The 25,289-nt window shown below is 62.8% G+C and carries 21 protein-coding genes, 1 tRNA gene and 1 pseudogene; 12 read left to right on the top strand and 11 right to left on the bottom strand.

Annotated features, from left to right (window positions below):
- On the bottom strand, positions 1-2,257 hold a 2,257-nt coding region (locus tag WBA38_RS18215; RefSeq protein WP_424323260.1), incomplete at its 3' end, for a DNA/RNA non-specific endonuclease.
- Positions 2,258-2,269: 12 nt separating this feature from the next.
- Positions 2,270-3,058, bottom strand: coding sequence for a hypothetical protein (locus tag WBA38_RS18210; RefSeq protein ID WP_424295043.1), 789 nt, complete (start codon positions 3,056-3,058; stop codon positions 2,270-2,272).
- A gap of 94 nt (positions 3,059-3,152) precedes the next feature.
- Here WBA38_RS18210 and pdxH point away from each other — a divergent pair, with 94 nt between their 5' ends.
- Both pdxH and WBA38_RS18200 read left to right on the top strand, forming a co-directional pair.
- Positions 3,153-3,815: a pyridoxamine 5'-phosphate oxidase gene (gene pdxH / locus WBA38_RS18205; RefSeq protein WP_424295048.1), complete on the top strand. Its 663-nt coding sequence runs from the start codon at positions 3,153-3,155 to the stop codon at positions 3,813-3,815.
- The gene (locus tag WBA38_RS18200; RefSeq protein WP_424295044.1) at positions 3,815-5,104 is read left to right on the top strand and encodes an MFS transporter; all 1,290 of its coding nucleotides are present in this window, start codon (positions 3,815-3,817) and stop codon (positions 5,102-5,104) included. The genes pdxH and WBA38_RS18200 overlap by 1 nt, the downstream gene beginning before the upstream one ends.
- Here WBA38_RS18200 and WBA38_RS18195 read toward each other — a convergent pair.
- The 4 genes and pseudogenes from WBA38_RS18195 to WBA38_RS18180 all read right to left on the bottom strand — a co-directional run bounded on the left by WBA38_RS18195 (position 5,101) and on the right by WBA38_RS18180 (position 10,194).
- Positions 5,101-6,068: pseudogene (locus WBA38_RS18195) on the bottom strand (alpha/beta fold hydrolase). The gene WBA38_RS18200 and the pseudogene WBA38_RS18195 overlap by 4 nt on opposite strands.
- Before the next feature lie 219 nt (positions 6,069-6,287).
- Positions 6,288-7,469 carry an RtcB family protein gene (locus tag WBA38_RS18190; RefSeq protein WP_424323261.1) on the bottom strand — a complete coding sequence of 394 codons (1,182 nt, stop codon included), beginning with the start codon at positions 7,467-7,469 and terminating at the stop codon, positions 6,288-6,290.
- 48 nt (positions 7,470-7,517) lie between these two features.
- Positions 7,518-8,513, bottom strand: a complete 996-nt coding sequence (locus WBA38_RS18185) for an oxygenase MpaB family protein (RefSeq protein ID WP_424293404.1) — start codon at positions 8,511-8,513, stop codon at positions 7,518-7,520.
- A gap of 43 nt (positions 8,514-8,556) precedes the next feature.
- The gene (locus WBA38_RS18180; protein WP_424293405.1) at positions 8,557-10,194 is read right to left on the bottom strand and encodes a 5-oxoprolinase/urea amidolyase family protein; all 1,638 of its coding nucleotides are present in this window, start codon (positions 10,192-10,194) and stop codon (positions 8,557-8,559) included.
- A gap of 145 nt (positions 10,195-10,339) precedes the next feature.
- Here WBA38_RS18180 and WBA38_RS18175 point away from each other — a divergent pair, with 145 nt between their 5' ends.
- The 5 genes from WBA38_RS18175 (at position 10,340) to WBA38_RS18155 (ending at position 14,646) form a co-directional block, all read left to right on the top strand.
- Entirely contained in the window at positions 10,340-11,650 is a 1,311-nt protein-coding gene (locus WBA38_RS18175) for a citrate synthase (protein ID WP_424293406.1), read from the top strand.
- A 3-nt stretch (positions 11,651-11,653) separates the two neighbouring features.
- Entirely contained in the window at positions 11,654-12,010 is a 357-nt protein-coding gene (locus WBA38_RS18170; RefSeq protein ID WP_424293407.1) for an FKBP-type peptidyl-prolyl cis-trans isomerase, read from the top strand.
- Between the two features lie 151 nt (positions 12,011-12,161).
- A complete protein-coding gene (locus WBA38_RS18165) occupies positions 12,162-13,148 on the top strand; it encodes an oxidoreductase (RefSeq protein ID WP_424293943.1) in 987 nt (328 codons plus the stop codon).
- A 57-nt stretch (positions 13,149-13,205) separates the two neighbouring features.
- A complete protein-coding gene (locus WBA38_RS18160; RefSeq protein ID WP_424293944.1) occupies positions 13,206-13,937 on the top strand; it encodes an enoyl-CoA hydratase in 732 nt (243 codons plus the stop codon).
- A gap of 250 nt (positions 13,938-14,187) precedes the next feature.
- Positions 14,188-14,646 (top strand): hypothetical protein, encoded by a 459-nt coding sequence (locus WBA38_RS18155; RefSeq protein ID WP_424295500.1) that lies wholly within the window; start codon positions 14,188-14,190, stop codon positions 14,644-14,646.
- Between the two features lie 222 nt (positions 14,647-14,868).
- Here WBA38_RS18155 and WBA38_RS18150 read toward each other — a convergent pair whose 3' ends face one another.
- The gene (locus tag WBA38_RS18150) at positions 14,869-16,188 is read right to left on the bottom strand and encodes a D-arabinono-1,4-lactone oxidase (protein WP_424295498.1); all 1,320 of its coding nucleotides are present in this window, start codon (positions 16,186-16,188) and stop codon (positions 14,869-14,871) included.
- Entirely contained in the window at positions 16,185-17,432 is a 1,248-nt protein-coding gene (locus WBA38_RS18145) for an alanine racemase (protein WP_424295497.1), read from the bottom strand. Before WBA38_RS18145 ends, WBA38_RS18150 begins: the two co-directional genes overlap by 4 nt.
- Positions 17,433-17,589: 157 nt before the next feature.
- Here WBA38_RS18145 and WBA38_RS18140 point away from each other — a divergent pair, with 157 nt between their 5' ends.
- From WBA38_RS18140 to WBA38_RS18130, 3 genes are read left to right on the top strand one after another with little or no spacing between them, the layout of a single operon-like run.
- Positions 17,590-18,642, top strand: coding sequence for an MBL fold metallo-hydrolase (locus WBA38_RS18140; protein ID WP_424295502.1), 1,053 nt, complete (start codon positions 17,590-17,592; stop codon positions 18,640-18,642).
- A complete protein-coding gene (locus tag WBA38_RS18135) occupies positions 18,639-21,140 on the top strand; it encodes an HAD-IC family P-type ATPase (protein WP_424295495.1) in 2,502 nt (833 codons plus the stop codon). Before WBA38_RS18140 ends, WBA38_RS18135 begins: the two co-directional genes overlap by 4 nt.
- Before the next feature lie 10 nt (positions 21,141-21,150).
- Positions 21,151-21,336 (top strand): antitoxin, encoded by a 186-nt coding sequence (locus WBA38_RS18130; protein ID WP_424295493.1) that lies wholly within the window; start codon positions 21,151-21,153, stop codon positions 21,334-21,336.
- A gap of 25 nt (positions 21,337-21,361) precedes the next feature.
- On the opposite strand, the gene WBA38_RS18125 is transcribed toward WBA38_RS18130, so the two are convergent.
- Entirely contained in the window at positions 21,362-21,991 is a 630-nt protein-coding gene (locus WBA38_RS18125) for a DNA-3-methyladenine glycosylase (protein WP_424295492.1), read from the bottom strand.
- Here WBA38_RS18125 and WBA38_RS18120 point away from each other — a divergent pair.
- Positions 21,990-22,430: a type II toxin-antitoxin system Rv0910 family toxin gene (locus WBA38_RS18120; protein ID WP_424295490.1), complete on the top strand. Its 441-nt coding sequence runs from the start codon at positions 21,990-21,992 to the stop codon at positions 22,428-22,430. The two genes, WBA38_RS18125 and WBA38_RS18120, sit on opposite strands and share 2 nt — an antisense overlap.
- Before the next feature lie 127 nt (positions 22,431-22,557).
- Here the strand turns inward: WBA38_RS18120 and WBA38_RS18115 are convergent, their stop codons facing one another.
- Positions 22,558-23,823, bottom strand: a complete 1,266-nt coding sequence (locus WBA38_RS18115; protein WP_424323259.1) for an LGFP repeat-containing protein — start codon at positions 23,821-23,823, stop codon at positions 22,558-22,560.
- 308 nt (positions 23,824-24,131) lie between these two features.
- Positions 24,132-24,204 (bottom strand) — tRNA-Arg (locus tag WBA38_RS18110).
- A 196-nt stretch (positions 24,205-24,400) separates the two neighbouring features.
- Between WBA38_RS18110 and WBA38_RS18105 the strand changes: the two genes are divergently transcribed.
- Positions 24,401-25,225, top strand: a complete 825-nt coding sequence (locus WBA38_RS18105; RefSeq protein WP_424295840.1) for an SDR family oxidoreductase — start codon at positions 24,401-24,403, stop codon at positions 25,223-25,225.
- The last annotated feature ends 64 nt before the right edge of the window (positions 25,226-25,289 follow it).

Here is a 25,289-nt window from a genome sequence, read left to right as displayed (position 1 = left end):
TGGCTTCGCCGGGGCCGCCGAACATGGTGGCGAATAGGTGGCCGCCGTCGTCGGTGGGGAGTCGGAACTTTCCGCCGGCAATTCTTTGTTGGTACGTGTTGCGTGCGGCCGTGATTAGCTGGTCGATTTTTCCGGTGGCTCGGACTACTCGGGCGAGCGCGTCGGTCTCGTAGATGAACCGGCCGCGGTTCACGATGTAGCGGGTATTTGGCTGGGGTTTGTTTAGTTCCTTTTTCCAGGCTCCCTTTGTCCCGGAGTCTAGATGGACTTCTTGGAGTTGGGTCCGCGGTTTGGTTCCGGGCGCGGGTGCGTTCGGAGCCTTGCTCGGTCCAGTGGGGGGTGCTGGGCGAGTTGGGTTGGGGGCCTTCGGGGGAAGGCTTGGTGGGTGTGGGGTCTCGGGGAGTGGTTTGGGTTTAGGAGTTGGCGGTGTTGGGGCCGTTGGTGCGAGGTCGGGGGCGGGGTTGGTGGGGTTTGCCTTGGGGGTGGTCTTTGGGGGTGGGAGGTCGGGTGCCGGGTGTGGCGTGATGGGTCGTTCGGGGATTGTTGGCCGCGGTGCTTGTCTGGGGACTGCCGGCGTGCTCAGGGTCGTTCCGGGTTGGTGAGTTTTAGGCATCGTCGTTGACGGGATCGGTGCTTTAGGGCTCGGGGCACCGGTACTGATCTTCCGGGGGCGTCCTTTGAGTGCAGACAATCCCTTGACCGGTATGATGGCGAGGCCGACGCCAAGGATGAGTTTTCCGCTCGTTCCCCATGGGTCTTCCCCAGCGAAGTCTCGGAAGTCAACTCCGACGAGGGCTTCGGTGACCCACGCGTAGTGGTCTCCGATTGTGTCGGTGCGGACGAAGTCGGGGTCGGTGGCTTGCTTGTACTCGTTGTAATAGAAGATGGCACCACTGGTCATAATCCCAGTTTTTAGAAGGCCTTCGCCGAGACCCTTCCAAGTGTCGAATGTACCGTCTGGCCCTACGCCGACCATTGACTTTAGGCCGTTCACCGTGCCTTTTCCTGAGTCCCACGCACCGTCCCACAATTTCCGGATCCCTAAGCGGGTGTCTGGCGGATTCAGCGCGGCGTTGAGATCCTCACCCGGCTTGGCAGTTGCGGTCCGCCCGTCGGAGGTTTTCGCAGTCCGGTTACCGTCGGGCGAAGTGCTGATCTCGATCCAAGTCCCGTCGGAACCGCCAATTCGTTGAGTGACTGTGCCGTTATTCCATTTTGTGAGGACGCCGTCTTCATTCAGGCGACCGGAGGTGATTTTGCCATCTTTGCCATAGTTGATTCGCCCGATGACCTTGCCGGATTTATCAGTGATCTGACTTTGTTGTAGCCCAGTCTTGGCGTCGATGTAAGTGAAGGTGCGAGACCCTGTTTCCGGGTTGGTTGACATATAGACAGGTGAGCCAGCCGGATCCTTGTAGGTCGTCACCTTCTGGCCCGCGTCATTAATGAGCCATCCGGACCCGCGAGCGTCGATCTTTCCCGTCACCGAGGAAGCGCCCGAGGAATCTGTTTTGACCAGGGTCACACTTCCGTCGGGTGCCGTGCTCGAATGCTCCCAGTTCGATCCGATCTTCTGCGACACCGTGACTGTTTCACCGGTCGGACCATAGCTGCTGGTCACTGTCTCGCGGCCGTCCCACCGCTGAACAAAAGCCGAAGCCGCCCCGTCATTGGCCGGGTCAGCGCCGGGCGACCAGTTGGCCCCCGTCACCACCGCACCAGGCTCAAGTTGGGACTGGTAGCCCGACTGTCCGTCGGAATCGCTACTCCAGCGTTGGAATCCGCCCTCCCCGTTGGAGACCACCCGCTGACGGGACACGACATTGCCCGCCGCGTCATAAAAGACCTGATCAACGGTCTGATCGCCATTGCCTTCGGGGATGACATTGACGACCTTGCCGCCATTGAATGTCGTCTCCCAAGTGTGACCGGGCTCCTGCCCGGCAGCTTCCGTCAGGACCGCGCCGCCAACGCCTACCTGCTCTGCAACGGGAACCTCCGGACTATCGGCCAGTGCGACCCCCGGGGAACCGTCTCCGTCGGGGTCATCGACGGTGCACTCTCCGACGCCGTCGCGCTCCACCTCGAGCTTCTGGATATAGCCGGTTGGCAGAGTCGACGCCGGGGCTGCCACATCGCCAGTCTGAACATTCGTTCCGCCGAGCGTTTCGATCGGCGTCGAGCTGTAGTCCGGAACGGTGGTATTGCCCGATGGCGCAGGGACCCCAGCCGGTGCTGTGATTGACGGAACACTCATGGTGCTAGGTCCTCAGCTCTCAAGATGGTCGGTGAACAAGGTCTGCGCCAACCGGAGCATCGCGATCGAACCGGCCGGACCCAGCAATCTGTAATCAGGTGGCGGCGACCAAGACCAGGCATCCCTTGTGAGGTTCATATCGGCAAGCGCAGGCGTGAGGTCGACGACATTCGGAAATTGCACGGTATCTCTCTCATCGTGTGCGCCAAGCGTGACTACGGTCAGCCGACCAGCGTCGCGGAAACGTGAGAGTGGGTGCTGGCCTGTCCACAACCAGCCCGGCGGCACGGTATCCGGAGATACCCCAACGACGTGAGTGACCTTCCGAAGCGCTGGCTGCATGAGGTCATCGGCGACCGTCGGATCTATCACGGTGATCGTCGAGCGGAACCGTCGCGCCAGAACGTCGCACGTCAATTGGACTTCGAACTGTGCCAGGGATGGGTCGCCTATGCCTAGGGCTAGTAGCGCGATGGGGCCATCGGCAGGAAAACTCAAGTAGTCGTCGATCTCCTTGCGCGGCACCGTCGCAGAGTCGACGTCCATCAAATCTAAGAGCCGTCCGACATCGGAGCCCGCTCGCAGTGACCTCGCGCTTTGGCCTGTTGCAGAAGGATCAAACACTGCGACTTCTTGTCGCTTCACAGTCGTCCAAACGCGCGCGATCACCGCGGCAATAAGTGCCACCGGTGCGTCGCTACTCAGGGGCACGACCGCAATTTTGCGAGGACGCCAGTCAGTCACGGCAGTCCGCCGCTCAAACGCAACTGCTGCGCGCAGGCGGCGGTGGTCGCTGAACACCTCAACAAGGTACATCGCGGACTCCGCGGCTCAGTCAATCGAGGTACGGGGCACTAGTATCGACAGCGTGAGAAAGCTAGTGGATCTGCCTGGGATGCGCGTCGGATATCAGGCAGGCGATGACGCCGCGGGGGCCGACGGGGTCGCGGCGAATCTGGATCCGACGTGGCTGACCGGGGAACCGCCATGGCGCGAACTGTTCGACGCCTGGCTGGCAGAGGCGGTGGCCACGCGGATTCCCGAACCGAACGCGATGGTGATCGGGACGGTCGACGCAGACGGACACCCAGCAACGCGGACCGTGCTGTGCAAAGGCGTCAGTGACGCGGGGATCGTCTTCTTTACCGGCTACGAATCCCAAAAGGGGCTGGCGTTGGCCGCCAACCCGTATGCGTCCGTGACCTTCCCCTGGATCGCGATGGAACGCCAGGTCCACTTCCGTGGGCCCGTCGTCAAAGTGGATCCCGAAGAGACCCAACGCTATTGGGATTCGCGACCGCGCGGATCCCAACTGTCCGGGTACGCGTCGGCACAGTCGCAGCCCATCGGGTCGCGAGCTGAACTCGAGGAAGCGGCCCGCGCTGCCGCCGAGCGATTCGGCGACGACGAACTCATCCCGGTTCCCGAAGCCTGGGGCGGCTATCGGCTCGAACCAGAAATCGTCGAATTCTGGCAGGGCCGTGCCAACCGCCTGCACAATCGGGCGCGGGCCGTCCGGACCGCTGACGGATGGCGCCTCGAGCGGCTCCAGCCCTAATGGCCAAGCGGATATTCGCCGACACGCGACCGCTGCAAAATATCTACTTCCGGCGGCTCTGGACCGCCAACATCATTACGGTCATCGGCGCGCAGCTGACGGTGGTAGCCGTGCCCGCGCAGCTGTACGCCATCACCGGCAGCTCCGCCTACGTCGGCCTGGCGGGCATCTTCGGGCTCGTGCCGCTCGTCGTTTTTGGCCTGTGGGGCGGGGCCCTCGCCGACACCTACGACCGTCGCCGCATCCTCATCGTCACCACGATCGGTCTCATCGTCACGTCGGCGGCCTTCTGGGCGCAAGCGGCGGCCGACCTCAATAATGTGTGGCTGCTGCTGATGATCTTTGCTGTTCAGCAAGGCTTCTTTGCGGTCAACCAGCCGACGCGGACCGCCGTGCTGCCGCGCATCATTTCGATGGAACAGCTCCCCGCCGCGAACTCCCTCAACATGACGGTGATGCAGGCCGGAGCCATCGCCGGGCCGCTGGTGGGCGGGGCGCTGATCCCGTTCATCGGGTTCTCGATGCTGTACGCGGCCGACGCCGTGTTCCTGTTCGCGACGCTGTGGGCCGTCGTCACGCTGCCACCGCTGCCTCCCGAACACACGCCCGGTATGGACAAACCGACGGCCGGCTTCAAATCAGTGATCGACGGCCTTGTCTACCTCAAGGGCCACAAAGTGCTCCTGATGTCGTTCGTCGTCGACCTCATCGCCATGATCTTCGGCATGCCGCGCGCCCTGTTCCCGCAGATCGCGCATGAAAGTTTCGGCGGCCCCACCGACGGCGGCCTCGCCTTCGCGCTCCTCTTTATTGCGATCCCGCTCGGCGCGGTGGTCGGAGGCGTGCTGTCGGGATGGGTGTCGCATGTGCGACGGCAGGGTATGGCCGTCATCATCTGCATCATCATTTGGGGACTGTCGATCGTCGTCGCTGGCGGTGTCCTGATCTTTGCCCACGGCACCATGCTGCCGATCTTGCCGATTGTGATCGTCGCTTTGATGATCGGTGGTGCCGCCGACATGGCGTCGGCTGCGTTCCGTCAGACGATGCTGCAGTCGGCCGCCAACGACGACGTCCGCGGCCGCCTACAGGGTGTCTTCATCGTGGTCGTGGCTGGCGGACCGCGCATCGCCGACGTGACCCACGGTGCGTCGGCCGCGATGGTCGGCACCGCCGTGACCTTCGCTGGCGGCGGCATCCTGGTAGTAGTGCTCACGGTGGTCGCGGCCTTCGCAGTCCCGGTGTTCTGGCGCTACCGGACGTCGTTGAAAGAAACCGACGCCACTTAAAGGTCGTTCAGAAACTCGATCATGGCGTCGTTGACCTGCTCGGCAGCTTCCATCTGCACAAAATGACCGGCACCGGGAACGATCAACGACCGCCGCAGTCCGGGCGTCATCTGCGCCGTGAGATCCAGAGCTTTGCTGCCCATCATGGTCAGCACCGGGTCTTCTGCGCCAGCGATGAACAGGGTCGGGACGGTGACGGGTTGGTCGTGGAGTTCGGCCATCTGCTCCCAGACGAGGTCTTCGGCGCGGTACCAGTTGAGGCCGCCGGTGAAGCCGGTGCGGGTGAATTCGTCGACGTAATGGTCGAACGATTCCTGCGTCAGCCACGGCCAGGGGAGTGCGGGCGGATCGGGGAGAACGTCGAGGTAGCCGTTGCCTTCGGTCGGGAACTTCCAGCAATCGAGGTAGTTCCCGTCGCCCGACAGCGCGTGAAAAATCTTGCCGAGAAACTCGCGGGGCGCAGCGTCCAACTCGCGGTCGGCGACGCCGTACTCCTGGAAGTAGTGGAAGTGCACGAAGTGCTTGGACGCCATGTAGGCGAAACCGTCGGTCGGTCGGATCTTTTGCCGCGGCATGCGGGGCACGCTCAATTGGATGAGGGCCCGCACGCGGTCGGGTGCGAGCGCAGGGAGATCCCAGGTCAGGTGGGCCCCAAAGTCATGGCCGCCGAACACGGCATCGTCGATCCCGAGGGCATCGAGCAGCCCGGTGAGATCGGCGACAGTGTGCGTGCGGTCGTAGGCGGCAACGTCAGTTGGGGCGTCGGTGCCGCCGTAGCCGCGCGCATGTCGGGTGCGATGACCCGAAAACCGGCGTCCGACAACGCCGTCAACTGGTGCCGCCAACTGTAGGCAAGGCCAGGGAAGCCGTGGCACAACACAATCGGCGTACCTTCGCCCTGCTCGGTGACGCGCATGGTGATGTCGCCAACCTCGACGGAACGGTGAACCAGCGGCGCAGGCATAGGAAGGCTCCTTGTTTCGGGGCAGGTGGACGGTAGTCAGTTGGACGGCCCAGACTCCGCTTGACCTTACGTACGCGCCGTCGCTCCGCTCCGTCTTTCCCCTTTTCTGTCACGATTCGACCAGACCGTCACCAAACGATGCGTTCGGTGACGGTCTGGCGGACGCCGGACCCGTGGATGTGACAGAAAAGGGGAAAATCCCGGGGCACAAAGCCCCTGCTACGTGCCCTTAACGTTCAGGATCTGGCGAAGGGTGTGTTCGACGTCGACGAGGTCGCGGGCGTCTTCCATCACCTGGTCGATGTCCTTGTAGGCGTCGGGGATCTCGTCGACCCATGCTTCGCTGTGCCGGTATTCGATGCCGACCATGCGGGCGGCGAGGTCGTCGGCGGTGAAGCGGCGCCTGGCTTCGGTCCGCGAGAACCGGCGTCCGGCACCGTGCGGCGCCGAATCCAATCCGGCCTTGCTTCCTTTACCTCGCACCACATACGACCGTGTGCCCATGGAACCCGGGATGACGCCCCGGACACCGTCGCCGGCATGGATCGCACCCTTTCGGGTGAGCCACACCGTCTTGCCGTGGTGCTTTTCCTGCACCGTGTAGTTGTGGTGGCAGTTCACGCGGTCGGTCTCGATGCTGTCGCGGTCGGCGCCCGTCCAATGTTCGACGGCGCGCACAAAGCGGTCCATCATTTCGCCACGGTTCTCGAGCGCAAACTTCTGCGCCCACTTCAGGTCGGCGAGGTAGGCGCTGAACTCGGGCGTGCCCTGCGGCAGGTATGCAAGCTCGGGCGTCGGCAGCTCAATCCACCACTGCTTGCAGAGGCGTTCGGCGATCTTGATGTGCTTCTTCGCGATCTTGTTGCCAACCCCGCGAGACCCAGAGTGCAGAAACAGCCACACGTGGTCGCGTTCGTCGAGGCACAACTCAATAAAGTGGTTGCCGCCGCCCAGGGACCCCAGCTGCCGCTGCCACGTCGGCGAGTGACTCAGGTCGACGCCGGTGCGCTCGGCCAGTTCCGTCAGCTCGTCGAGGCGGGCCTGAGTGAAGTCGTAGCGGCCGGTCCCCGAGTTGTAGACGCCGGGCGACAGTGGGATCGCCGATTCCACCGAATCACGCAGCGCCGCCAGATCGAGGCCAGCGATGTCGGACGCGGTCAGGTGCGTTTCGACGGCGATCATGCCGCAGCCGATGTCGACGCCAACGGCTGCGGGGATCACCGCGTTCAACGTTGGGATCACGGTGCCGACCGCCGACCCCAACCCATGGTGGGCGTCGGGCATCAATGCGATATGCGAGTGCACGAAAGGCATTGATGCGGTCTGACGTGCCTGGGCCAGCGTCTTTTCTTCAAGGCTGGAGGCGTAGTTCAGGACCTTGGGTGCAATCATTTCGGGCATGGCGGTCATTTCTACCGGCGATCGCGTTGCCGGTCCACCCTTTTACTTTTAGTCGTTGACCTCGTTGGTGTTCCACGGCAGATTCGCGCGACGTTTGGCATGCACGGGGCAGTAATGGATCGGGTTGTCGCGCTCGGCACCCGACGGCAGGTTGCGGGCAGGTGTTTCCAGGAGTGGGGCGTCGGGGGCGACGCGGCCGGTCAAGCGATCATCGGCATCGCGGGCTCGGGGGTGGCGACGGTACCTCTTGGGCACCAGGCTCATCGTCGTGTGGACGAAGCGGCCAAACAATCGGAACCGGCGCTGATCGGCATCGGACCACTTCAGGCCCATCATTTCGCGGATCGGCTCGTCGTAGAGGCCGGTCGTAACCCACATGTAGAAGCGTTGAATCTGCTGAATCTGGATGCGCCACAGCCAGTTCGGGACAATCCCCGGCATCCACGGCGGCTTTGGCAAGGTGGTGATGTCGAGGACGGTGCGGACGGCCTGATGGTCGCGCAGCACGTACCGGCACATGTGGTCCCAATACTCAAGGAAGTCCTCGTACGTGTCCGGACAGGGCCGCATGCTGACGCCGTACTGTGCGTACCAACCGCGCGACTCGTCGAAGAGGCGACGCTTGTCGGCCTCGGAGATCGGCGGTCCGAAGGCCTCGGCGCAGCGGATATTGCCGTACCAAAACGTGGCGTGCGCCCAATAGAAGACGTCCGGGTCGAGCGCGTGATAGCGCTCGCCGTTGTCCATCGTCCCCTTGATGGTGCGGTGATAGTCGCGGACCGTGCGACCGGTTTCGGGCGTGCGGTCGAACACGACGCCGCTGATTGGGTACAGCGATCGGTTGAGTCGTTCCCATCGTTCGCCGAAGAAGTCGGAGTGGTCCCACACGCCTGCGGCCAGTTTGGGATGCATGTTTTGCATGGACCCCGACCACAGGCCCATCAGGATGCCGCGCCAGTCGCCGAAGTAGCGCCACGTCACCGAGTCGGGGCCCGGCGGGGCAAGGGATTCGGTCGACGGGGAACCAGCCTCAACCTGCGTCATGAGACGAACCTATCGATGCGTCTCAGTCCTGTCAATCGCCGCGCTATCGAAGGATTAGTCGGACTTCATCGCCCGCCACCAATTGCGCAGCCAGCCACAGGGATTCGGTCGTCAGCACGGCGACCACCGGGTATCCGCCGGTCACCGGATGGTCGGCCAGGAAGATCACCGGCTGCCCACTAGGCGGAATCTGAATGCCGCCGAGCGGCACGCCCTCCGACAGCATGCCCGGGAGGTCCCGATGCTCCGGAAGTGGGGCATCCCCGACGCGATCGAGGCGCACCCCCACCCGATTGCTCGCGGGCGTCACCTGCCAGTGGCCTTCACTCAGCACGTCGACGTCGATTAGTCGCGCATCGCGCGGTCCCACTTCGGCAACTAGTTCGACGACCCGTGGGCTGCTGCCAACGGGGGCGAGTTGCGTTGTTGGCCAATCGAGTTCGTCGGAACGCAGCCGAATCTCGTCGCCTGCGCGGAGCGGTCGGGGGCCAAGGTGCGAGAGCAAGTCGGTCGACGCAGAACCAAGTTCCTGCGGTGCCAGAATTCCCCCGCGGATAGCCACATAGTTGCGTGCACCGCGCGACGGAGTGCCCACCCGCACCACCGCCTCGGCGGGAACCTCGATGGTTGCGTGGCTACCGACCGGGACGTCGTCGACGAAGACGTCTACCGCCGGACCGGTCACTGCCAGTACGACCGCCCGCTGTGTCCGCGCCGACCATCCGCCGAGGGTGATTTCGATTCCTGCGGCATCCTCTGGATTGCCGACCAATCGGTTCGCCAACGCAAGGGCCGGAAGGTCGGCTGCCCCCGACCGTGCGACCCCCATATCGGCGAGCCCGGGGCGCCCAAAGTCTTGAATTGTGGCCAACAATCCGGGGCTTAAAACGGACAAAGACGCCGGTGTGACCGAGATCGCTCGGTGGTCTGCGTCGGTCATTTTTGGGTCGCCAGAATCGACGTGATTTTGCATGGCCGACGGTCCGTGTGTCGCTGCCGAATCGACGGCGACAAACCGCACCAGCATCCCCGCGGCGAGCATCGCCGGCTCTCGTCGGCTGGGTTCCCAAAGCGGCGCATCGGTGTGACCCAACAGGTACCAACCGCCGGGCCCTTCGCGCGGATAGATGGCGCCGTATCCGGCCGCGACGGCCACCGAACCGGCGGGCACGGATGGTCGAGATTGAGGACGTCGAGCGATCTGCGCGAGGAGTTTGACGTCGCGGAGGGGGCTCGCCGGGTGGGGAACCAAATATGCGAAACCCGGTGCAAAGCCCAGGAATTGGGCCCTCCAGATGATCCGGGCATGTGCTTGGGCGAGGTGATTGGGACTCACTCCGACGAGCTCGGCGGCCTCGGCGAGATCGGCCCCGTCGTACACCGTTGGGATGACGGCATCGGCCCCCACATCGGTGGCGGTCTCCGGTTCGCGATGGCTTGCGGCGAAGGCTCGCCGCGCCCGGCGAACGACCCGTCGTACGCCGAGCTCGTCGAGTCCAGAACCCGGCCGCGCCTCGATCAGGATCGCCTGTGCGGACGACACCACATCGCACGGTGCGAGCCGCCCGCGAAGCACTGCCGAACGAAGTTCATGTGCCACCGAGGTGGTCTCGGATTCGCTGAACGCGACGCCATGAAAGTCCAAGACGATCGCATCGCCGCCCGCACGGAGCTCTCGCATTCCAACACGGTACCCACTTATGAGTAAGCTGAGCACGCGACAAATGTCGCGGCGCTGAACATGGGACCCACGTGCGGCGTCCGAGTCGAACCACGACTAGGTTGTTACCCAGCAACTGCTCACCCGCGAGTTATAAGGGGTTTGTGTGTCCGTTGATAAGGACGTGACCAACCAGGCGACAGGTAAGTTCACCTATCCCGGTGGCGAAATTGACCTGCCCATCCTTAAGGCCACCGAGGGTAGTGACTCGGTTGAGCTGGGGAAGTTCCTGGCTGATACAGGTATGACGACGTTCGACGGAGGCTTCGTCAACACGGCAGCCACCAAGTCGTCGATCACGTACATCGACGGCGACGCAGGCATCTTGCGTTACCGCGGCTACCCGATCGAGCAGCTCGCCGAGGGCTCGACCTTCATCGAGGTCAGCTACCTGCTGATTTACGGTGAGCTCCCAACTCCGACGCAGCTGGATGAATTCACCAACCGCATCCAGCGTCACACCCTCCTGCACGAGGACCTGAAGCGTTTCTTCGACGGCTTCCCGCGCAACGCGCACCCGATGCCCGTCGTTTCGAGCGCCGTCAACGCGCTCAGCGCCTACTACCAGGACTCGCTCGATCCCAAGGATCCCGAGCAGGTCGAACTGGCAACCATCCGACTCCTCGCGAAGCTGCCGACCATCGCGGCCTACGCCTACAAGAAGTCGCAGGGCCAGCCGTTCCTGTACCCGGACAACTCGTTGAGCCTGGTCGAGAACTTCCTCCGCATGACATTCGGCTTCCCGGCCGAGCCTTACGAGGTGAACCCCGAGGTCGCCAAGGCCCTCGACATGCTGTTCATCCTGCACGCCGACCACGAGCAGAACTGCTCCACGTCGACCGTCCGCCTCGTCGGATCGTCGCAGGCCAACCTCTTCACGTCCATCTCGGGCGGCATCAACGCACTGTGGGGCCCGCTGCACGGCGGCGCCAACCAGGCCGTGCTCGAAATGCTCGACGACATCCGCGCTTCCGGCGGCGACACCAAGGCCTTCATGACCAAGGTGAAGAACAAGGAAGACGGCGTCAAGCTCATGGGCTTCGGGCACCGCGTCTACAAGAACTACGACCCGCGTGCTGCGATCGTCAAGAAGACCGCCGACCAGATCCTGGAATCCCTGGGTGTCAGCGACGAACTCCTCGACATCGCCAAGGGCCTCGAAGAGGTTGCCCTCAACGACGACTACTTCGTCGAGCGTCGCCTGTACCCGAACGTCGACTTCTACACCGGCGTCATCTACCGGGCCATGGGCTTCCCGACCCGCATGTTCACAGTGCTGTTCGCTCTCGGACGCCTGCCCGGTTGGATTGCGCACTGGCGTGAAATGCACAACGACCCGACCACCAAGATTGGCCGCCCGCGTCAGCTGTACACCGGCTACACCGAGCGCGATTTCATCCAGATGGGGGACCGTTAAATCATGAGCAAGCCTGAAGTTGATTTTCCCGAAGGCCCGGCACCGAGCAGCTTGGAGATCACCGACCTGGTGGTTGGCGAGGGCCCCGAGGCGCAGCGCGGCGGCACCGTTGACGTGCACTACGTTGGCGTTGAGTTTGAGTCCGGCGAAGAGTTCGACTCGTCGTGGGACCGCGGCCAGTCGGCCCGCTTCCCGCTGGAAGCGCTCATCCCCGGATGGCAAGAGGGCATCCCCGGCATGAAGGTCGGCGGTCGTCGTCGGCTGGTCGTGCCGCCGGAGCTGGCCTACGGTCCGGCCGGTGCTGGCCACCGACTGTCGGGCAAGACCTTGATCTTCGTGATCGACCTGCTTGGCGTCTAAATGATTGTTCTTGAAGAGCCGCGTCGCATCTGCGACGCGGCTCTTTGGTTTGGGTGAGCTTCGTAGTTGAATCCCCAATTTGGCCAAAAATGGCCGAATTTGCCCAGATGATCTCGGGTAGGGGATTCAAATACGAGCGAGGAGATTGCCAATGACATTCACCGCGATGGTTGCCCGCGAAAACGACGGGGTTATCACCCTGGCGCGGGAAGACGTCGACGAGTCGTTCCTTCCCGAAGGGGACGTCACGGTACGCGTGGAATATTCGTCGATCAACTACAAGGATGCGCTTGCGGTGACGCCGCGCGGCGGTGTGGTTCGCACCTATCCGATCATTCCGGGGATCGACGTCGCTGGCGTGGTTACCGAGTCGTCGTCGAACCTGTTTTCCCCGGGTGATCGGGTGGTCGCTCATGGGCATGCGATCGGCACCGCCCAGCATGGCGGGTATGCCGAGTACGCACGGGTTTCCAGTGATTGGACGATGAAACTGGATGCATTGAGCACCCGCGAAGCTGCCGCGATCGGTACCGCGGGCTTCACTGCGGCGATGAGCGTTCAGGCTCTCCTGAATCGGGGAGTGCAGCCGTCCGATGGGCCGGTGCTGGTGACCGGTGCCAGCGGTGGCGTCGGCACGGTGAGCGTTGACCTGCTGGCGAAGCGCGGTTTTGAAGTGATTGCGTCGTCGGGCAAAGCCGACGCCGTCGAACTTCTGACGAGCCTCGGGGCATCGTCGGTGATCGGCCGTCTCCCCGAGGATCCGGATGCGAAAATCCGTCCGCTCGACAAGCAACGTTGGGCGGCGGCCATTGATTGCGTCGGTGGTCGTACCTTGGCGTATGTTTTGGCCACGACGCAGTACGGCGGGACGGTCGCTGCGAGCGGGCTTACCGGTGGTGCTGGGCTGGAAACGACAGTGATGCCGTTTATCTTGCGCGGCGTGACGCTGGAAGGCATTGATTCGGTGATGGCGAGCACCGATGTGCGTCGCGGCTTGTGGCGGCGTCTCGAATCCGACCTTCGGCCCGCCCACCTAGACAAGCTCATCTACGAGACGAGCCTCGACGACTTGCCTGCGGCCTTGAGCAGCATTCTTGCAGGTGAAGCGACCGGCCGGGGGATTGTGAAGGCGATCTAGCTGAGGCGGTGCGACCCCGGTCGGGTGAATGTCCGAATGGGTCGATAGCATTTGCGCATGATTGTGAGCAATGCCATCGGACAGGTTGTAACGATCGAGCTGGCCCGCGAAGAGAAGCGAAATGCCCTTGACGAAGCGATGGTCGCTGACCTGTCGTCGGCTTTTACCGAGGCGGTTGAGGGCGGTGCCCGAGCGATTGTGCTGACCGGTCGCGGTGCAGTGTTCAGCGCTGGCGCGGACCTTTCCGGACCCGTCTACGACCAAGCGTTCATTACCAAGTTGGTTGCTCTCGTCGCGCAGATTGAGGCGACGCCTGTCCCGGTGATTGCCGCGATTAACGGTCCGGCGCTGGGTGCCGGTCTGCAGTTGGCGATGGCCGCCGACCTCCGGGTGATGGTGCCCGGTTCGGTTGTCGGGATTCCGGCGGCGAAGATTGGGGTGGCGGTTGACGAGTGGACGATTCGTCGGCTCGTTTCGCTGGCTGGTGACGGTCATGCCCGAGGCATGTTCTTGGGTTGTGAGCCGCTGTCGGCCGATAAGGCGCTGAGTGTTGGTTTCGCGAATCGTCTCGGTGACCTTACTGACGCCCAGCATTGGGCTTCGGAGATCGCCACCTACGCTCCGCTCACTCTCCGCCACTACAAGATGGTTTTGACCGGTGACGGTGCCCGCGACGAAGCCCCAGAAGACCGCACGGCCGCCCAAGTCGCGGCCTGGATGAGCGATGACCTCCAAGAGGGCCGTGTTGCCCGCACCGAAAAGCGCGCCCCCGTCTTCACCGGCCGCTAGCCGCCCGACCGGTATTTTTCGCTCCGCTCAACCGCCCCTTTTCTGTCACGATTCGACCAGACCGTCACCGATCACTGCGATCGGTGACGGTCTGGTCGCTTCGCGACGACGTTTTGCGTCAGAAAAGTGCAGATTTTTTGGGGCGCAAATTAGACGTGCAGCGGCACCTCGGTAACCTTTGTAAGTCTTTGCCTGTACCGAGAGGAACGTCGTGCGTAGAAGAGCCTGGGTAGGAGTTGCCCTCGCATCCGTGACACTGCTTTCGGGCTGCGGGTCCGACGACGCTTCCGCAGGTCCACAGGTGAAGACGCTCGGTGAGGCGTGCGATGTCCTCGGGCCATCAATCGCTGAGTTCACCCGACAGGCCGTGCGCTGGCAGCTACCTTCGGCACCGTCCGCGGATGGGCCGATCATCCCATTCGACACTTACGTGAAGATGGTCGACGACGCCGATCCCGACCAGCGTCGTGCGAAAGACCTTGCAGTGCAGATCAACCGCCTAACGCCAGAGATGAAGGCGGCGATCGACAACGGTAACGATGCGGCCGCACGGAAGGTCGTCGACTCTGCACGAAAGCTGGAGGACGAGTTCATTGCGGTCTGTTCCACCGACGCGACATGGACGGGGAAGAACGCCCTTGTCAGCATCCGCAAACAGCTGGACGAGCAGCCGTTGACTGGGACCCCGGTCCTCGCTCCGCCGTCGTAGGGTTCGCACGCTGTCACGTCGTAGATTTCCCGCGAGATAACGTCTCGGGCCCTCTCAGGCGGTTCTGCGGGCCCCGAATCTGAACCTTTCTGTCACAAAACCGTGGCCCCATTCGACCAGACCGTCACCGATCGCGGTGATCGGTGACGGCCTGGTCGAATCGTGACAGAAAAGCGGAATTGAGCGGAGCGAAATAGGCCGTCAGGGATGGCGGGCGTGGGGCTATTTGCCGAGGGTTTGGGTTAGGTAGGGGTTGGCGAAGGTGCGGTTGGGGTCGAACTTGTCGCGGATGGCGAGGAAGTCGTTGAACTTCGGGTAGACGGACTCGAAGTAGGCGGCGTCGCGGTTGTGCATCTTGCCCCAGTGCGGACGACCGCCATGCGCCATCATGATGTCTTCGACGTCACGGAAGTACGCGTGGGAATCCGCCACGTCGTCGCGGTGGTAGCGGTGCACGGCGATATATCCGCTGGCACGACCGTGTGCTGTCGACAGCATGAGGTCATCGGCAGCGGCGGCGCGCACCTCAATCGGGAAGCTGACCTTGTACTTGCGGCGATTGATCATCGACCGCACCTCGCGCAAAGCGTCCGGGACCGCCTCCAGCGGCACCGCGTACTCCATTTCGCGGAAACGGACGTCGCGGTCGGAGATAAAGATCTTGTCCGACCGGTCGACGTAGCGGCGGGCCGACAGTCCGCGCCCGGTGAGCTGGCTGATCGCCGGAACCAGTGCCGGAGCCTTGGAGCCGATGGTGCACAGGACTCGCAGCAAGTCGTTCGACAGGAGTTCATCATCGATGTAGCGGCGGACCTTGCCCGGCCCGCTCGCTGGCGTGCTCGCAGGTAGACGTGTGTTGGTCTTGGTAAGCGTGCAGGTGGTGTGCGGGAACCAGTAGAACTCGTAGTGGTCGACGTTGGCGACATTCTCAAGGAAATTGTCAATCGTCTCATCGGCGTCGCCGGGGGCTTCGATCGCTTCGATGGCGTACGCGTCGGTCACCTGCAAGGTGATTTCGGTGAGGATGCCGAGAGCACCGAGACCGAGGGCGGCGGCCTTAAGCTCGGGATCGTTCTCGCCAATGGTGCGGACCTTGCCTGTGCCGTCGACGAGGGTGACCCCGCGGATCTGCGTCGAGATGCCGCCAAACTGGCCGCCGGTGCCGTGGGTGCCGGTCGACGTCGCGCCCGAAACGGTCTGCCGGTCAACGTCACCGAGGTTGATCATCGCGAGGCCCAGCGGGTCCAGGATGCCGGGGATTTGGTGCAGGTTGGTTCCGGCACCCAGCGTGATCCGCTTGGTTTCGGGGTCAAAACTGCGTACACCCTTGAACCCGGCCATCGAGACCTGGATGCCGGGAGCGATGGCGATCTCCGAGAAACTGTGGCCTGCGCCGACGGGTTTGACGACATCGCCGCGCTCAGCAGCTGCGGCGACATCTGCGGCCAACTCATCAACGTTCTGCGGGACGATCAACCGGTTGGGGGTGCAGCTAGCGGTATTGCCCCAGTTGCTCCACGTTCCTGACGCTGCATTGCTCACAAGAAACACTTCCCTTCTCCACGGTAGGTCGGGACCACGTCGACGACCTTTGCCTCGCCGTCAGCACTGCGCTCAATGAGCGCGACTGACGCGGAACGCTCGCATACTTCACCCGATTTGGTGTGCCGGAACCAAACTCTATCGCCCACAGACAGCGACGCTGCAGCCTTACCCTGCAACGGCGTTTGCACTTCGCCTGCGGCCTCGGTGCCGACAAATTGCAGGTCGGCGGGCCACACGGGCTTGGGGAGACGGTCGGGGCCGGGAGGCCCGGAAGCGATCCAGCCGCCGCCAGCGCACGTCACGATTTCGTGGTCGGGTCGACGCAGCACGTCCAGCCCGAACGACAGTGCGGGCGCGGGCTGGAAATGTTTGTAAGTATCGAACAGGTGGCCGCCGAAGAAGCCGCTGCCCGCAGCGATGTCGGTGATGGCGGCGTCTTTCGCCGTCTCTTCGAGCGAACCGGTGCCGCCGCCGTTGACGAACTCAAGATCGGCGACCTCGCGCATGGCGGCAATCGCCTTCGCGCGCCGGTGGCGGAGTTCGCGCATCGACACGGCCTGCATCGCTTGCACGGCGGTATTCATCAGGGCCTTGCCAGCGACTTCGTTGCCGACGCCGGCGACCTGCGCCTCGTACGACATCGCACCGACGAGGCGGAAACCCTTGCGTGAGTCGATAGCTCGCGCAAGCCTTCGTGCCTGCTCGACGCTGTGAATGGGGGAGCGACGCACGCCAACGTGAATGTGGCCAGCGACGGCGCGCAGAGAGGCGTCGAGGTCGATGGCGATCCGAACGGTCGGACGCTTTTCCGGCGGCAGCACGGAGTCGACGATGTCGAGTTGTGCCACGTCGTCAACGAGCAGGGTGACTCGTTCGCAGGCGGTTTCGTCGGCGAACAACTCGGCGAGCGCGCCACGCTTCACCGACGGATAGCCGAGGAGCACATCGGTGATGCCCGACTCGACGGCCAGCCAGTGAGCTTCGGCGACGTCGTAGGCGAGGACGCCAGCGAAACCGTCACGGCCCAAGATGTCGTCGATGACCGAGCGCACGCGCAGCGATTTGCTGGCTACGCGGATCGGGACGCCACCGGCACGGCGGCGAAGGTCGGCGATGTTGTGTTCTAAGGCGCCAAGATCGAGGGCGATAACCGGGGAGTCGAGCCCGGCGCGCGCGACCGCGTCGTTGATTCCGCCCCAGTACGCTTCCGGGTCCGTGACGTAGGGCAAGCCGGTAGTCATTGCGCAGCACTCCTTTTAAATGCGAGCGTTTCGGAAGACCCGAATTACCCGTTACCGATTACGCTAGACAAGCGTGAGGTCTCTGGGAAACGCGGCTGCGGCGAGTGCATCGGCATTACAGGTGAAATTGGCAAAGAAGGCACGGATCTTGCCTCCGATGCGGGCTCTCGGTGCAAATCGTGAGCAAATCGCGCCGATGACCGCATCGTCGGACTTCGCCCGCGACGGTGTCTTCGCGAACCTGGATCCGGCCCCCGACATCGAGGGGCCCGACATGGGAATCGCGATGGACATGCTGCGACACCCAGGCAAACCGAACGCCCCAATTCCGGTACTGCGCCCGACGTTTCCGGCAACTCCGGACGGCATGTCTGTCACGTGGCTGGGGCATGCGAGTGCCGTCGTCGACCTCGACGGCGTCCGGATGGTCACGGACCCGGTACTGTCCCAGCGGTGTTCGCCGTCGCAATTCATCGGACCGAAACGCCTGCACCGTGCACCGTTGACCGCCGCTGAACTGCCACACCTCGACGTCGTCCTCATCAGCCACGACCACTACGACCATCTCGACACTCCGACAGTGATCGCGATTGCTCGAGCACAACCGGAAGCGATCTTCGTTGTCCCGATCGGGGTGGGTGCGCACTTGCAGGCGTGGGGGGTTGCGCCCGACCGCATTCGGCAGGCCGATTGGTACGAGCAGGTCGATCTCACGGTCCGCGGGACAACCATTCGCTTTCATGCCGCACCGGCACGGCACTTTTCCGGGCGCAGCGTCGCCCGGAATCTGACCCAGTGGGTCAGCTGGTCGGTGATCGGTCCACACCACCGGTTCTTTTTCTCCGGAGATACGGGGATGACGCAGTCGTATGTGCAGACCGGCCGGGATTTTGGGCCCTTCGATGTCACCCTGATTGCTATCGGTGCCTACGACCCGAGCTGGCCCGATATCCATTTGACTCCGGAAGAGGCCGTGGCAATCCACCAAATGCTCAACGGCGCGCCCGGACCAGGCATTCTGCTGCCAATCCACTGGGGTACTTTCAACTTGGCGCGCCACTCGTGGGCTGATCCGATGGTTCGGCTGACAACCGAAGCCCAGCGGCTCGGCTTCGACGTATGTGCGCCACGGCCCGGAGCCACGTTGGTCGCGGAAAACCGCACCGGCACAGCCTTTTTCGACGCGACATGGTGGGAGCGATGCGCATGACCACGCCGACGACAACCGAGCGAGACCCCGGACTGACGGCAGCTCAAGTCGCCGAGCAGGTCGCGGCGGGCCGCACCAACGTCGCCGATAGCAAGTCGGGGCGCACTGTCCTCGACATCGTGAAAGCCAATGTCTTCACCCGGATCAACGCGATTCTGGGCGTGCTCTTCGTCATCGTCGCATCGACCGGTTCGTTTATTAATGGGCTCTTCGGGCTGCTGATCATCGCGAACAGCGGCATCGGCATCATTCAGGAAGTCCGCGCCAAGCGGACCCTCGACCGACTGGCGATTGTCGGACAGGCCAAGCCGATGGTCCGGCGCGACGGCGTTGTCACCGCGATGGCTGCCGAAGAGGTGGTCCTGGGCGACATCATCGAATTGGGCCCCGGCGATCAAGTTGTTGTCGACGGCGAGGCAATCGAGTCCGAGGCCCTCGACATCGACGAGTCGCTCCTGACCGGTGAAGCCGATGCCGTCGATAAGGCCTGCGGTGACGAGATCATGTCGGGCAGTTTTGTCGTCTCGGGCTCAGGCGCCTATCGCGCCACCAAGGTGGGACCGGACTCGTACGCGAACAAGTTGGCCGCAGAGGCCTCCACCTTCACCCTGGTGTCGTCGGAACTGCGGTCGGGTATCGACCAGATCCTGAAGGTCATTACGTGGCTGCTGATTCCCGCAGGCATCTTGACGATCGTCAACCAACTCTTCATTAGCCAGAATGGGCTGCGCTCGGCGCTGCTCGGCATGGTCGCGGCGCTGGTGCCGATGGTCCCCGAGGGCCTCGTGCTGATGACGTCGATCGCCTTTGCTGTCGGCGTGGTCCGGCTCGGCAGACGCCAATGCCTGGTGAATGAGTTGCCCGCGATTGAAGGTTTGGCTCGCGTCGATATCGTCTGCACCGACAAGACCGGCACGCTCACCGAGAACGGCATGCGCTGCGCCGAGGTGCGCCTGGTGTGTGACGACGTCGAGCAGGCTGCGGTCGAAGCAGCCCTCTCGGCGATCGCCGCCAACGACCCGCACCCAAACGCCAGCATCGAAGCGGTTCAAGAAGCGTTTCCTGACGCCCCCGCCTGGACGACGTCGTCGATCCTGCCGTTTAGCTCGGCCAACAAGTTCTCGGGCATGTCGTTTATCGACGCGCAGCAGGCCTCTCAGGGTAACTGGCTGATCGGTGCGCCCGACGTGCTGTTGGACCCGGAATCGGAGACCGCGAAACTGGCCTCCGACCTGGGATCCACAGGGCTACGCATACTGCTGGTCGCAACAACTGACGTCCCGGTCGACACGGTGCCCAGCGGTGCGTCAAAGATCCCGGGCACCCTCGTGCCCACCGCGCTGATCGTGCTCGAACAGCGTGTTCGCTCCGACGCCCGCGACACCATCGAGTACTTCGAATCGCAGCATGTGGCCGTCAAGATTATTTCGGGCGACAACGCTCGTTCGGTTGGTGCTGTTGGCGCATCGTTGGGGCTCGGTTCCGCAGATACGGCCGTCGACGCCCGCGAACTGCCCACGGACGGCGACTCGCTGGCGGCGGTGATCGCTGACGCGGACGCATTCGGTCGCGTGCTGCCCGATCAGAAGCGATCCATGGTGAAGGCGTTGCAGGCCAAGGAACACACTGTCGCGATGACCGGCGACGGTGTCAACGATGTCCTGGCGCTCAAAGATGCCGACATTGGCGTCGCCATGGGTTCGGGTTCGTCGGCGGCGCGTTCGGTGGCGCAGATTGTGCTGCTCGATAACAAATTCGCCACCCTCCCGTACGTCGTCGGTGAGGGTCGTCGCGTCATCGGGAACATTGAGCGGGTCTCGAACCTGTTCCTCACCAAGACCGTGTACGCGGTCCTGCTGGCGCTGCTCATCGGCGGTGCCGGGCTCCTGGCCAAGCTGATGGGTTGGGCTGCCATTAGCTACCCGTTCCAGCCGATTCACGTCACCATTTCGGCATGGTTCACGATCGGTGTGCCAGCATTCGTCTTGTCGCTGGCCCCGAACAACGAGCGTGCCAAGCGGGGTTTTGTTCGCCGAGTGCTGACCCAAGCGGTCCCGAACGGCATCATCGTGGGGCTGGCAACGTTTGTGTGCTTCTTGCTGGTGAACCGGGACTATTCGGGGATGCTGGGGAGTTACGTGGGGCATTTAGCGACGAACCCGGGCGACGGTGTCGCGACGGTCGCTAACGCCAGCCAAACTTTGGGGGCAGTTCAAACACAGGCCGCAACAGCAGCTCTCGTCACGATGATTTCCATCGCCCTGTACGTGCTGGCGGTGGTGGCGCGACCGTACAACTGGTGGAAGATTGTGCTTCTCGCGGTGTCGGTCGGCATGTACGTGCTCATCTTTACGGTCCCGTTTAGTCAGCGGTTGTTCCACCTGGATTCGTCTAACGGACACATGATGACGATCGCCGCAGTTTGTGCCATTGTCGGCTGTATTGCAATTGAGGTTTCTACGCGAGTTTTGAGCCGAATCTTGGCGCGGACATCGTAGTATTACCTGCATGGACATGGATGGAATTGTTAACAAGGCAAAAGACGCGCTGAAGTCGAACCCGGATCTCATCGAGAAGGGTGGCGACATGATCGATAAGGTCACCGGCGGAAAGTTCGCAGACAAGGTCGACCAGGCGCAGGACGCGGCCCGCAAGGCTGTTGGCGCTGATGGTGAAGCGCCAGCCGCCGAATAGTAGCGAGCAACCTGATCTCAATGCGTTAAGTCAGTTTTGCTTTGGCATGCCGTCGGTATGCCGAAACGGACTGCGCGTCAGCTATCCAAAATCGCCACGGCCAATCTGCGGCGAGGCGGATACCGACGCGCGGTCCGTTTTTGATTTCAATGGGCTCGTTCGGGCGTTGCGGTGATAGATGAACGCCGTTCTCGGTTAAGAGGTCGGTCGCGAGATCGGCTTTCGTAATTCCCAAGGCGCGTGTCAGATTGCCCGGTCCTCGGGCCAACAGATCGTCGGCGACGTTGCCCCGTCGTTCTCTGGCGAGTTCAATACCGTCGACGATCCGTCCCGCACGCAACAGCACGGCAGATCCCTGGCCTTCCTCGCTGGTGACGATATTTGCGCAGAAATGCGTGTGGATCTGATACACGTAGAGCCGGAACGGCGGCCCGTACATGATCTCCGACCGCGGGGTCCGCTTATAGGCGTGTGAGGCGGGGTCGTCGGGTCCGTTATACGCTTCAACTTCCGTGACCTGCACGGACACCCCGTGGCCCACCAGGGTTCTGCCGAGGATTCCGCGCGCGGCAGCCAGGACTGGCGGCTCGTCGAGCCGAGAATTTCCATCCAAATCTACCTGTGACGGTGAGTTGCGGTTAGGGTATTCAGTCATGGCGAAGACCAGCGAATCCATTCATGTTGCGCTCTCCCCGGACGATACCTTTGCGTGCGTCGCGGACCTCTCGCGGTACTCCGAGTGGTTGGTGCTGCACGACGGATGGCGCAGTCCACTCCCACCGGCCGACGATCTGAAGAAGGGCACCAAGATTTCCTCGGTGATCGTCGCCAAGGGTATTCGAGTGCGTTTTGCGTGGGAGATTGAGAAGTTTGACCGGCCCAAGCAGGTGATGCTCAAGGGCAACGGCAAAGGTGGCGTGAAGGCCAAACTTGACCTCGTGATTACGCCCATCGGCGACGACTCCAAAATCACGTTCAACGTCGACCTTGGCGGTCTGCCACTGATCGGCCCGGCGGGCAAGGCGGCGATCGCCGCAGTCAAGGGCGACATCGCGAAGTCGTTGGTGAAGTTCAACGAGATCTACGGCCAGTAGTCGGCCCAAGTCTTGATGTTCGGCCAAACCATCGGCGTCGAGCATCACAAAAGGGGCCACCCGATCGCGTGTAGATGTCGACAATTAGCGGCATCGAAGGCGAAGGGGTGACCCCAATCGTGGATCGTTAGTCTTCGATGGGGCGGAATCCACCGGAGATAGCAGTCGGAACAGTCGCGAACCACAGGTCAGGTTTCACGACGTCGTACAGGACCTCGCCGGGCACGTAGAAGAGCCCGGTTTCGTTGACGGCCTTGATGGGGTAGCCCTCAGGTGCGCGCATCGGGTCGGCCGCGAGCGGACGCGTTGCGCCGATTGGCAGTGGCACGGCGCCACCTTCGGCCGGGACTCGGGCACCCGGACGAACGGGGGTTGCCGCAGCGGTCGCGGCAGCTGCGGACTTGGCGATCGAACCGGCTGCACTCGATTCGGTTCCATCGGCCAAGCCAGCGAGCCGCTTGGTGCGCTCAGGCGTGACTTCCGGGAAACCTGGGCCGGTTGCGGGTTTGACGGCCTTGTAGTCGTACGACTTCCGGCGACGCGTCCATGCGAGCAGGAACAGTAGCGGCAGCAGGAGGAGCAGCAGCCACCACCAAGGCGAGATGCCGCCGTTGTCAGCGTTCACATTCGGGGTGTCGACGTTGACCGTCGGAGCATCGATGCTGACGCTGGGGGCGGTCACGTCGACCGACGGAAGGCTCACCTTGGGCAGTTCAACGCCGGGCAGGCCGAAGTCAGCACCCCAGTTCGGGAGCTTCAGTCCGCTGAGCGATGCGGCGAGTGATGCGGGCATCGAGCTCCACTTGCCGGTCTTCAGGTCGAAGGTCAGGTCGCCGTTGGCGAAGCTCTGGGTCAGGTTGGTTCCGTCGACCTTCATCTCGGCGGTCGGAACTCCGAGGGTCTTGCCGAGTTCGGTGCTTGCCGCACTCATCGGTCCGCGAACCAACCATGCGCCGTCAGTCGGGGTCCAGAAGATCTTGGGGTCGCCCGTACCGGCAAATTCGGCGACGCGGCTGGGGTCGCCCACGGTGCTGTCGGCTTCGTTGGTGTCGGGGAAGCCGATGTCGGCCGGGCCATTATTTTGCTGCGTGTAACGCTCGTCGATGGCGCCGTAAAGGACCTTTGCGCCAGTCTTTTCGGACCAGAAAATGGTGCCGCCCGCAAAAACCTGCTTGAAGCCGTCGCCGCTTTCGGTGACCGATCCCTTTTTAGCCCCGAGTCCGGCGTCGTTAAAGCCGCGATCGACAGCACCTGATTCGATCTGCGACGACAGCTGGTTAATCGCTGTCGTGGCGTCGTCAACAGGTGCGGCAAGTGCGGTGGCGGGAACCAGCAGTGCGGAGCCGACCGCTACTGCGAGTCCTAAGGTGAGGGCGCTTAAACGCGTCTTCATCGCTAGATCCTCCTAGTCCGAAATGCGAAGCATTTGCTTCGGTTTTGACTGTAAGCCACAAAACGGCACGGTTCGGGGTTTTGCCTGGCTGACATGCCATTTTTACCATAAGTCATGGTCGGGCATATGTTGCCTTATGTTTAAGGCAAAAAGGGATGAGCGAAATTGGACTGTAGGGCTGAGTGTCGTAGGTATTAGTTATTGATCTCGCGGTGGAATCCACTTAATTGGTGCGCCGGATGCGCGTTTACTGACGGTTGCGTCGGGCGTGTCGAGAAAGTGATTACCGCCGACTGCGGCGATATGAGTGCTCCCGGCAGGATTCGAACCTGCGACACCCGCTTTAGGAGAGCGGTGCTCTATCCCCTGAGCTACGAGAGCGGAGACCGGTGGTGATGCGGGCAGATTGAACTTCTCGCCGCATCGGCCAGTCACGGTCGGCGGGCACGGTGGGGATTGTGTTGCCGACGGAAAGAGTCTACGTGAAGCCCCGCCTACACCTTGCTCAGGTCAACCTCTCGCGTCTTTTGACCCCGGCCAAGCGACCATCTCCGAGCTCGCCGACTACCTTATTGTCATGACCAAATCGACTACCGGACAGCTGACTGTGCTGGTCACCGGAGCAAGCTCGGGAATTGGCGAGGCCGTCGCACGGCAGTTCATCGCCCTCGGACACAAGGTATACGGGACCAGTCGGAACCCTGAGACGGTAAAGAACCCAATCCCCGGTGTCACCTACGTGCGCCTCGACAACGCCGATTACGCCACGGCTACCGCGTGCGCCCAAACCGTCGGCGACATCGACATCCTGATTAACAATGCAGGTGAAAGCGCTGCTGGCGCATTTGAAGACACCCCGATGGAGGCCGTCGAGCACCTCTTTCGAGTGAATGTTTTCGGGCCGATTGCGTTGACGAAGGCCGTGCTTCCCGGCATGCGCCGCCGCCGCACCGGCACCGTCGTGATGGTCGGGTCGATGCTCTCGAGTTTTCCCGTCGCCTTCCGAACCAACTACTCGGCGACCAAGTCGGCCCTCAAGGGGTACGCGATGGCGCTGCGCCGCGAGGTCGCGCCGTACGGAATCCGCGTCACCACCGTAGAACCCGGCACGATCGCCACCGGAATCGGCGATCACCGCACCATTCACATCGGCGATGATTCGGTGTATCGCGACGAGTACGAAACGGTCGCCGCGGCCACCAGACGCAACGAAAGTAAGGGCATCGCGCCGGAGAAGATGGCCGAGAAAATTCTGGAAGCGGCCCTCGCGTCGAATCCCAAACCGCTCTACGCGCGTGGCAACAGTGCACCGCTGGTGTTCAGCCTCGCTCGAATCGCCCCGCGTCAGTTGGTTCTGGACCTCACTGCACGCAAGCACGGACTGAAGAGGGTTCGCCGCTAGCCCAGGTTTCGATTTGCGTTGGGACATGCCGCGCGCTGCGGCGTGTCCCAACGCAAATCGCCTA

The organism is Gordonia sp. (in: high G+C Gram-positive bacteria), from assembly GCF_049647785.1.
In the GTDB taxonomy this organism is placed as follows: Bacteria; Actinomycetota; Actinomycetes; order Mycobacteriales; family Mycobacteriaceae; genus Gordonia.
The sequence above is the reverse complement of the archived record's forward strand: the minus strand, read 5'-3'. Positions and strand labels throughout refer to the sequence as shown.

Coding starts and splice junctions, on each gene's coding strand:
- WBA38_RS18120 (WP_424295490.1), top strand. CDS start 21,990: ATGGCGAAGACCAGCGAATCCATTCATGTTGCGCTCTCCCCGGACGAT.
- WBA38_RS18165 (WP_424293943.1), top strand. CDS start 12,162: ATGACATTCACCGCGATGGTTGCCCGCGAAAACGACGGGGTTATCACC.
- WBA38_RS18140 (WP_424295502.1), top strand. CDS start 17,590: ATGCGGGCTCTCGGTGCAAATCGTGAGCAAATCGCGCCGATGACCGCA.
- WBA38_RS18160 (WP_424293944.1), top strand. CDS start 13,206: ATGATTGTGAGCAATGCCATCGGACAGGTTGTAACGATCGAGCTGGCC.
- WBA38_RS18180 (WP_424293405.1), bottom strand. CDS start 10,194: ATGCGAGAGCTCCGTGCGGGCGGCGATGCGATCGTCTTGGACTTTCAT.
- WBA38_RS18105 (WP_424295840.1), top strand. CDS start 24,401: ATGACCAAATCGACTACCGGACAGCTGACTGTGCTGGTCACCGGAGCA.
- WBA38_RS18145 (WP_424295497.1), bottom strand. CDS start 17,432: ATGACTACCGGCTTGCCCTACGTCACGGACCCGGAAGCGTACTGGGGC.
- WBA38_RS18125 (WP_424295492.1), bottom strand. CDS start 21,991: ATGACTGAATACCCTAACCGCAACTCACCGTCACAGGTAGATTTGGAT.
- WBA38_RS18190 (WP_424323261.1), bottom strand. CDS start 7,469: ATGCCCGAAATGATTGCACCCAAGGTCCTGAACTACGCCTCCAGCCTT.
- pdxH (WP_424295048.1), top strand. CDS start 3,153: ATGCGCGTCGGATATCAGGCAGGCGATGACGCCGCGGGGGCCGACGGG.
- WBA38_RS18135 (WP_424295495.1), top strand. CDS start 18,639: ATGACCACGCCGACGACAACCGAGCGAGACCCCGGACTGACGGCAGCT.
- WBA38_RS18115 (WP_424323259.1), bottom strand. CDS start 23,823: ATGAAGACGCGTTTAAGCGCCCTCACCTTAGGACTCGCAGTAGCGGTC.
- WBA38_RS18185 (WP_424293404.1), bottom strand. CDS start 8,513: ATGACGCAGGTTGAGGCTGGTTCCCCGTCGACCGAATCCCTTGCCCCG.
- WBA38_RS18170 (WP_424293407.1), top strand. CDS start 11,654: ATGAGCAAGCCTGAAGTTGATTTTCCCGAAGGCCCGGCACCGAGCAGC.
- WBA38_RS18130 (WP_424295493.1), top strand. CDS start 21,151: ATGGACATGGATGGAATTGTTAACAAGGCAAAAGACGCGCTGAAGTCG.
- WBA38_RS18200 (WP_424295044.1), top strand. CDS start 3,815: ATGGCCAAGCGGATATTCGCCGACACGCGACCGCTGCAAAATATCTAC.